Consider the following 7,596-nt stretch of genomic DNA (forward strand, 5'->3'; position numbering starts at 1 on the left):
GGGGGCGGGCGGCCAGCCCGAGCCGCACGAGGTCGTCGTCGTAGGCGGTGGCCAGATCGAGCCCGCGCCGCCACAGCCAGTCCTCGACCGTCTCGAAGGGCTCCTCCCGGACCAGCGCCGCGACGGCCCCGTCGAGCAGCGGGTCACCGGTGGCGGTGGGCGGCCCCGGTACGATCCGGTCGCCCTCCGCCGCGGCGGCCCCCGCGGCGGCCAGATCCAGCAGCTCGGCCCCCGCGAGCGCGAGCGACAGGTCGCCCCGGTCCACGGTGCGGCCGGCCGGCAGGTCCCGTGCGACGACGGCGAGATCCCGTGCGGTGGTGGTCATGAGCGGCTCCGGACGGTCGACGGGCGAGCGGGACGGCGACCATGAACGAGGTCACGATCAAGGGCACGTGAAGTCTCGCAGGTCCCTCGGCCCCGCGCCGCCGATCGCCGCGGCGGCCGGTCAGTCCTGCGCGAGCAGTCGCTCCCGGCACGCCGCCACGTCGAAGTCCGCCTTCGGGTACTGCGGGTCGATCTCCTCCAGGTGCTCCAGGAGCAGCCGGCTGATCGCCCAGTTCCGGTACCACTTGCGGTCCGCAGGGACGACGAACCAGGGCGCCTCGTCCGTGGAGCAGCGCTCCAGCGCGATCTCGTACGCCTCCTGGTAGGCGGGCCACAGCGCGCGGTCGTCGATGTCGCCCGGGTTGAACTTCCAGTACTTGTCCGGGTTGTCGAGCCGCTCCAGGAGACGGCGCCGCTGCTCGTCGTAGGAGATGTGCAGGAAGCACTTCACGATGGTCACGCCGTCGTCGGCGAGGGATCTCTCGAAGCGGTTGATCTGACCGTAGCGGCGGCGGATCCGGTCGCGGGGAGCGAGGTCGCGCACGCGGGCGATCAGGACGTCCTCGTACTGGGAGCGGTCGAAGATGCCGATCTCGCCCGGCTCGGGGAGCGCCTGGGCGATGCGCCACAGGAAGGGGTGCTTCAGCTCGTCCGCGGTGGGGGACTTGAACGCCCTGATGCGGCAGCCCGACGGGTTGAAGTGCCCGATGACGTGCTTGACCGTGCCGCCCTTGCCGCTGGTGTCCATGCCCTGGAGGACCAGCAGCACACGGCGCCGGTCCCCCGCGGAGCCGGCCGCCCACAGGCGTTCCTGGAGGTCCGCGAGCCGCTCGCCGAGGACGGCGGTCGCCGCGACGCCCGCCGCCTTGTCCCGCGGGCGGCCCGGGGTGGCCGCCGCGTCCACGGAGGACAGGTCGACGCGCTCGCCGCCGGGCACGCGCAGGAGGTCCCGCAGCGGGACGTGCGCCTTCTTCGCCCCGCTCTTCGCGCGCTTGCCGCTCTTCGCGTTCTTCCCGTTCTTCCCGTCGTTCCCGCTCTTCTTGTCCTGCTTCGCCACCGCGGGCCCCTTCCGGTCAGGTCCTCCGATCCTGCGCCGCGCCGGTCGGGGCCGCTACCGGACGGCCGCGCGCCCCGCCGGGGAGGGCGCGCGGCGCCCCGGTCAGTGGTGCCAGGGCCCGGTGACCGCGAACGTCGTGCCGGGCGTGTAGCAGTTCACGTACATCGTGCGGCCGTCGGGGGCGAAGGTGACCCCGGCGAACTCGCCCCACTGCGGGTCGTCGGCCGTGCCGATGTTCTGCCGGCCGCGGGCCATCGCGTAGACCTCGCCCTTGCGGGTCAGGCCGAAGACGTGCTGGGCGCCCTCGCCGTCCTCGCACACCATCAGTCCGCCGCTGGGCGCCAGGCAGATGTTGTCCGGCTCCTCGCCGGGCAGCTGGAGGTCGGTGCCGGGGCCGAAGACGATGACGAGCGTGAGACGGCGCGCGGCCGGGTCGTAGCGCCAGATCTGGCCGTAGTGGTCGGCGGCCGAGCCCTCGCGGCTGCGCGCGTACGACGACACGAAGTAGACGCAGGAGCCGCCCCAGTAGCAGCCCTCGAGCTTCTGGCCGTGCGTGATGCCCTTCGGGCCGAAGTCCTGGTTGCGGATGGGGGTCTGCGCGGCCAGCGGATCGGGGACGTCGACCCACTCGATGCCGTCGAAGGAGGTCCCGGTCTCCTGGACCGCGGACAGGTCGGGCACGCCGGGCACCCGCATCGCCTGGAGGGTGCCGCCCGCACGCAGCGAACCGAGCCCGCCCCTCGGGCGCTCCGGCAGGAACCGGTAGAAGAGCCCGAACGGTGATTCGAACGCGTCCTCGGTCTCGTACACGACGCCGCGGCGCGGGTCGATCGCGATCGCCTCGTGCTGGTAGCGGCCCATCGCGGTCAGCGGCACCGCGCCCGAGCGGTGCGGATCGGCGGGGTCGACCTCGAAGATGAAGCCGTGGTCCTTCGTGTACCCGTTCGTGCCGGCCTTGTCCTCGGTCTCCTCGCAGGTCAGCCAGGTGCCCCAGGGGGTCGGCCCGCCCGCGCAGTTGACCGCGGTGCCCGCGATGGCGACCCGCTCGGACAGCACCTCGCCGTCACGGCCGAGGGTGAGCGCCGTACAGCCGCCCTTGCCCATCGGGTCGTACGTGAGTCCGTCGACGGTCGGCACCGGGACCTTGCCCGTGTTGCGGTTCTCGTGGTTGCGCACGAGGTGGACGCGGCCGTGCCGGCCGGCGAAGGCCGACATGCCGTCGTGGTTGCTGGGGACCGGCCCCTCACCGGAGCGCAGCTGGTCGCCCTCGCGCGAGAGGACCTTGTAGCGAAAGCCCTTCGGCAGGTCGAGCAGGCCGTCCGGGTCGGGTACCAAGGGGCCGTAGCCGCTGCGGCCCTGGGCGGCGGCGGAGCCGGTGAACAGCTCGCCGAGGCTGCCGGCGAAGGCGATGCCCACCCCTGCGGCGCCGGTGCGGGCGAGCATCTGACGTCGTGTTGCGGACTGTCGTGCATCTGCGGTGCGTGACATGGGTGCAACCTCCTGCTGGCGGACAGGACTGTGACCCGGCTGTGTCTATCACGCGCCTCCAGTCACGGGAACCACGCGCGTAGCGCGCCGCACCCGTGGTCCGCCGAGACGTCAGGAGGGGGCGCTCAGCTGCCGACGAGGCTCTTCGCGTCGCGCGCCAGCGCCGTCAGCCGGGAGATCGCGCGGAAGTACTTCTTGCGGTACCCGCCGTTCAGCATCTCCTCGCTGAAGAGCTGGTCGAACGGCTCGCCGGAGGCGAGGACCGGGATCTCCCGGTCGTAGAGCCGGTCGGCGAGCACGACGAGCCGCAGCGCCGTCGACTGGTCCGGGACCGCGCTGACGTCGGTCAGGCAGACCGCCTCCAGCCGGTCGGTCAGGGCGCCGTAGCGGCTGGGGTGCACGCGCGCGAGGTGCTCGAGCAGCTGCGGGAAGTCGTCGAGCGAGGCGCCCTCGGTGGCGTACGCCGCCTTGGTGACCTGCTCCTCGGAGTACGGGGGCGGGGCGTCGGGCAGCCCGCGGTGGCGGTAGTCCTCGCCGTCGATGCGCAGCGGGCGGAAGTGCGCGGACAGGCCCTGGATCTCGCGCAGGAAGTCCGCGGCGGCGAAGCGGCCCTCGCCGAGCTTGCCGGGCAGCGTGTTCGACGTGGCGGCGAGGGCCACGCCCGCGTCGACCAGCTTGCCGAGCAGGGTGGACACGAGCACCGTGTCGCCCGGGTCGTCCAGCTCGAACTCGTCGATGCACAGCAGCCAGTGGTCGCTCAGGGTCTTCACGGTCTGCTGGAAGCCGAGCGCGCCCACCAGGTTGGTCAGCTCGACGAACGTGCCGAACGCCTTCTGCTCCGGCGCGGCGGGCGTCGCGTGCCAGAGCGAGGCGAGCAGGTGGGTCTTGCCGACGCCGTATCCGCCGTCCAGGTAGACGCCGCGCGGGGCGCTCGGGGCGACGGCGGTCTTGCGGCCGAGCCCGAAGAGCCCGCGCCGCTTCCCGGCGCCGGAGGCGTGCGCCCCGCCGAGCCCGGCGGCGAAGGAGCCGAGGACCTGCACGGCCGTGGTCTGGCTCGGCTGGTTCGGATCCGGGATGTACGTGTCGAAGCGGGCCGAGCTGAAGCGCGGCGGCGGCACCATCTCGGCGACCAGGCGCTCCGCGGGGACGTGCGGCTCGCGGGCGCACAGGGACAGCGGGGCCGCGTCGGCTATGGGGGCGAGACCCGCACGGCGGGTCGCTGCTGCTTCGGTGGAGGACGACACAACTCGTGAGTCTAGAACGCGTGCCAGACTGCATCCATGCGACGCCTGTTCCCTGTGACGTACGAAACAGCAGATCACCAGGGCCGGGAGGGGCGGGGCGGCCCGGCGGGCGACGCGTGGGGCCTCGACGCGCTCGCCGACGCCTACGCCTATCCCGAGACGCCCGAGGACCAGGCGTGGCTGCGGGCCAACATGGTCTCCTCGCTGGACGGCGCGGCCCAGCACGACGGCCGCTCCCAGCCCCTCTCGTGCCCCTCCGACATGCGGATCTTCGGCACCCTGCGCGGGCTCGCCGACGTCGTGCTCGTCGGGGCCGAGACGGTGCGTCTCGAGGGGTACCGGCCGGCCCGGGCCCGGGAGGCCTTCGCCGCGCGCCGGGCCGCCGCGGGCCAGGGCGCCGCCCCGGCGATCGCGGTGGTGACCGCCACCCTCGATCTGGACTTCGCGCTGCCGCTGTTCACCGAGCCGCTCGTCCCGACGTACGTGCTCACGGGCGCGGGGGCGGCGCCCGAACGGGTGGAAGCGGCGCGCCGGGCGGGTGCCGAGGTGCTGGTCGCGGGCGAGGGCCGGGCCGTGGACCCGCGGCGGGCGGTGGAGCTGCTGGCGGAGCGCGGCCACCGGCGGCTGCTCACGGAGGGCGGCCCGCGGATGCTCGGTCAGTTCGTGGCCGCACAGGTGCTCGACGAGCTGTGCCTGACGCTGGCGCCGATGCTCGCGGCGGGGGATGCGCAGCGCATCGCGGGTGGTTCCGCTCTTGTCGTGCCGGAACGTTTCGACCTGGTATCTCTCCTGGAAGAGGACGGATTCCTCTTCAGTCGGTACCAGAGGCGCCGACACTCCCCGGAATGAGTCGTTCCGTTTAGCTTCTGCTGGGCACACTAAAACTCGCAGACCCCGTGCGGCCACGGGGCAGGATGGTTTCAGCAGTCCCCAGTGACCGCCCGCGGGCGGTCACGGTAGGAGAGAAGGGCACGCGTCGTGTTCACGAGCGTATTGATGATCGAGAAGGCTCTGACGTCCGCCGACGTGGAGTTCGTCACGACCCTGCACGGCGACGAAGAGGTCTCCTTCCACGTGCTGCTCCAGCCCCGCGGCGATCAGGCGGACCGCCTGCTGCGGGCCATCGACGACGTCGCGATGGGCGAACTGGACGAGGCGGCGAGAGAACGCGACGTCCCCGAGGGGGACGAGGCCAAGGAACCCGGCGGGCAAGCCCTGGAGGTGTCCCTCACCGCCCTGCACCAGGCCGGCTGCGCGGCGGAGGGCCGGCTCATCGAGGACCACCCGCTCGACGCGCTGAAGGGCCTGGTCGACGAGGTGAAGGCGGACGAGGTCATCGTCCTGACCGACCCGCACTACGTCGAGGAGTTCTTCCACCGGGACTGGGCCTCGCGCGCCCGGCACAAGGTCGGCGTACCCGTCCTGAAGCTCTTCTCGTACAACAAGGCGTAGCCTCCCCGCCCCGCGATGCGGAGCGTGCCCGGTCCAGGCAATAGGCTGGGCCCGCTCCGCGGTCACGCAGACCGCGCGGCGGCACATCCGAGGACTTCAGGGGAGACACACCTATGGCACCGGGCCTTCCTACCGCCATGGACCGACCGCACTTCATCGGCATCGGCGGCGCCGGAATGTCGGGCATCGCCAAGATCCTCACCCAGCGCGGCGCCCGCGTCGCCGGCAGCGACGCCCGCGAGTCCGCCACCGCCGAGGCCCTGCGCGCGCTCGGCGCCACCGTCCACATCGGGCACGACGCCACGCACGTCGCCCCCGACACGACCGCGATCGTGGTCTCCTCCGCCATCCGCGAGGACAACCCCGAGCTGGCCCGCGCCGTGGAGCTCGGCATCCCCGTCGTGCACCGCTCCGACGCCCTCGCCGCCCTCATGGACGGGCTGCGCCCCATCGCGGTGGCCGGCACCCACGGCAAGACCACCACCACGTCGATGCTCGCGGTGTCCCTGTCCTCCCTGGGCCTGAACCCCTCGTACGCGATCGGCGGCGACCTCGACGCCCCCGGCTCCAACGCGCTGCACGGCGAGGGCGAGATCTTCGTCGCCGAGGCCGACGAGTCCGACCGCAGCTTCCACAAGTACGCGCCGGAAGTCGCGATCATCCTCAACGTCGAGCTCGACCACCACGCCAACTACGCGTCGATGGACGAGATCTACGACTCCTTCGAGACCTTCACCTCGAAGATCGTCCCCGGCGGCACCCTGGTGATCGCCGCCGACCAGGCGGGCGCGGTCGAGCTCACCCGCCGCATCCGCGACACGACCTCCCTCAAGGTCGTCACCTACGGCGAGTCGGAGTCCTCCGACATCCGCATCCACAAGATCACCCCGCGCGGCCTCACCAGTGAGGTGACGGTTCTGCTCGACGGCAAGCTGCTCACCTTCACCGTCTCGGTCCCCGGCCGCCACTACGCGCACAACGCGGTCGCCGCCCTCGCGGCCGGCGTCGCCCTCGGCGTCCCCGCCCGCAACCTCGCCTCCGCCCTGAAGGCGTACACCGGCGTCAAGCGCCGCCTCCAGCTCAAGGGCGAGGTGAACGGCGTGCAGGTCATCGACTCCTACGCCCACCACCCCACCGAGATGACGGCCGACCTCGAGGCCATGCGCTCCGCCGCCGGCGACGCCCGCCTCCTCGTCCTCTTCCAGCCGCACCTCTTCTCCCGCACCCAGGAGCTCGGCAAGGAGATGGGCGACGCCCTGGCCCTCGCCGACGCCTCCGTCGTCCTCGACATCTACCCCGCCCGCGAGGACCCGATCCCCGGCATCACCAGCGCCCTGATCATCGACGCGGCCCGGGCCGCGGGCGCCGACGTCCAGGCCGCGGCCGACAAGGACGCCGCCGTCGCCGCGATCGCGGGAATGGCCAAGCCCGGTGATCTCGTTCTCACCATGGGCGCGGGCGACGTCACGGACCTCGGCCCGCGGATCCTGAGCCACCTGGAGGGATGAGGCACATGTCGTACGACGTCGAGAAGCCGGACGAGCAGTGGCGCGAGGAGCTGAGCCCGGCGGAGTACGCGGTACTGCGCCAGGCCGGCACCGAGCCCGCCTTCACCGGCGAGTACACGGACACGAAGACGCAGGGCGTCTACTCCTGCCGGGCCTGCGGCGCGGAGCTCTTCACGTCCACCGAGAAGTTCGAGTCGCACTGCGGCTGGCCGTCCTTCTACGACCCGAAGGACAACGCGGCCGTCGAGCTGATCGAGGACCGCTCCCACGGCATGGTCCGCACCGAGGTGCGCTGCTCCCGCTGCGGCTCCCACCTGGGCCACGTCTTCGAGGGCGAGGGCTACCCCACGCCGACGGACCAGCGCTACTGCATCAACTCGGTCTCGCTGCGCCTGGAGCCGGCCGCCGACTGACCCGGCCCGCCGTCACCGGGGCGCGCGACCGCTCCCCGGACGATCCCGCCCGGCCATCCTCCGGATGACGCCGGGCGGGATCGCCGCGTTCCGGGCCGCGTCCCCGGCCA

General features: G+C 72.6%; 8 protein-coding genes. 4 read left to right on the forward strand and 4 right to left on the reverse strand.

What is annotated here, in order from left to right; genetic code table 11:
* From GTW43_RS00415 to zapE, 4 genes are all read right to left on the reverse strand, one after another.
* A partial coding sequence (locus GTW43_RS00415; RefSeq protein ID WP_202500866.1) for a GPP34 family phosphoprotein occupies positions 1 to 325 on the reverse strand: 325 nt, incomplete at its 3' end.
* A gap of 120 nt (positions 326 to 445) precedes the next feature.
* Positions 446 to 1,279, reverse strand: a complete 834-nt coding sequence (locus tag GTW43_RS00420; RefSeq protein WP_202500867.1) for a polyphosphate kinase 2 family protein — start codon at positions 1,277 to 1,279, stop codon at positions 446 to 448.
* Between the two features lie 204 nt (positions 1,280 to 1,483).
* On the reverse strand, positions 1,484 to 2,869 hold the full coding sequence (locus tag GTW43_RS00425) for an alkaline phosphatase PhoX (RefSeq protein WP_161299524.1): 1,386 nt from the start codon (positions 2,867 to 2,869) through the stop codon (positions 1,484 to 1,486).
* Positions 2,870 to 2,994: 125 nt separating this feature from the next.
* Positions 2,995 to 4,113, reverse strand: coding sequence for a cell division protein ZapE (gene zapE, locus GTW43_RS00430; RefSeq protein WP_161299525.1), 1,119 nt, complete (start codon positions 4,111 to 4,113; stop codon positions 2,995 to 2,997).
* Between the two features lie 36 nt (positions 4,114 to 4,149).
* On the opposite strand from zapE, the gene GTW43_RS00435 reads away from it, so the two are divergent.
* The 4 genes from GTW43_RS00435 (at position 4,150) to msrB (ending at position 7,486) form a co-directional block, all read left to right on the forward strand.
* Positions 4,150 to 4,962 (forward strand): pyrimidine reductase family protein, encoded by an 813-nt coding sequence (locus GTW43_RS00435; protein ID WP_161299526.1) that lies wholly within the window; start codon positions 4,150 to 4,152, stop codon positions 4,960 to 4,962.
* A gap of 129 nt (positions 4,963 to 5,091) precedes the next feature.
* Positions 5,092 to 5,565, forward strand: a complete 474-nt coding sequence (locus tag GTW43_RS00440; RefSeq protein ID WP_161299527.1) for an indole-3-glycerol phosphate synthase — start codon at positions 5,092 to 5,094, stop codon at positions 5,563 to 5,565.
* A gap of 113 nt (positions 5,566 to 5,678) precedes the next feature.
* A complete protein-coding gene (murC, locus tag GTW43_RS00445) occupies positions 5,679 to 7,073 on the forward strand; it encodes a UDP-N-acetylmuramate--L-alanine ligase (RefSeq protein WP_161299528.1) in 1,395 nt (464 codons plus the stop codon).
* Positions 7,074 to 7,078: 5 nt separating this feature from the next.
* Positions 7,079 to 7,486 (forward strand): peptide-methionine (R)-S-oxide reductase MsrB, encoded by a 408-nt coding sequence (gene msrB, locus GTW43_RS00450; RefSeq protein WP_161299529.1) that lies wholly within the window; start codon positions 7,079 to 7,081, stop codon positions 7,484 to 7,486.
* Positions 7,487 to 7,596: the final 110 nt, after the last annotated feature.

This window comes from Streptomyces sp. SID5785, from assembly GCF_009870065.1.
Classification (GTDB): Bacteria; Actinomycetota; Actinomycetes; order Streptomycetales; family Streptomycetaceae; genus Streptomyces.

What these genes read in the sequence shown, in the direction of transcription:
- GTW43_RS00425 (WP_161299524.1), bottom strand. Translation starts at nt 2,869, where the DNA reads ATGTCACGCACCGCAGATGCACGACAGTCCGCAACACGACGTCAGATG.
- GTW43_RS00435 (WP_161299526.1), top strand. Translation starts at nt 4,150, where the DNA reads ATGCGACGCCTGTTCCCTGTGACGTACGAAACAGCAGATCACCAGGGC.
- murC (WP_161299528.1), top strand. Translation starts at nt 5,679, where the DNA reads ATGGCACCGGGCCTTCCTACCGCCATGGACCGACCGCACTTCATCGGC.
- msrB (WP_161299529.1), top strand. Translation starts at nt 7,079, where the DNA reads ATGTCGTACGACGTCGAGAAGCCGGACGAGCAGTGGCGCGAGGAGCTG.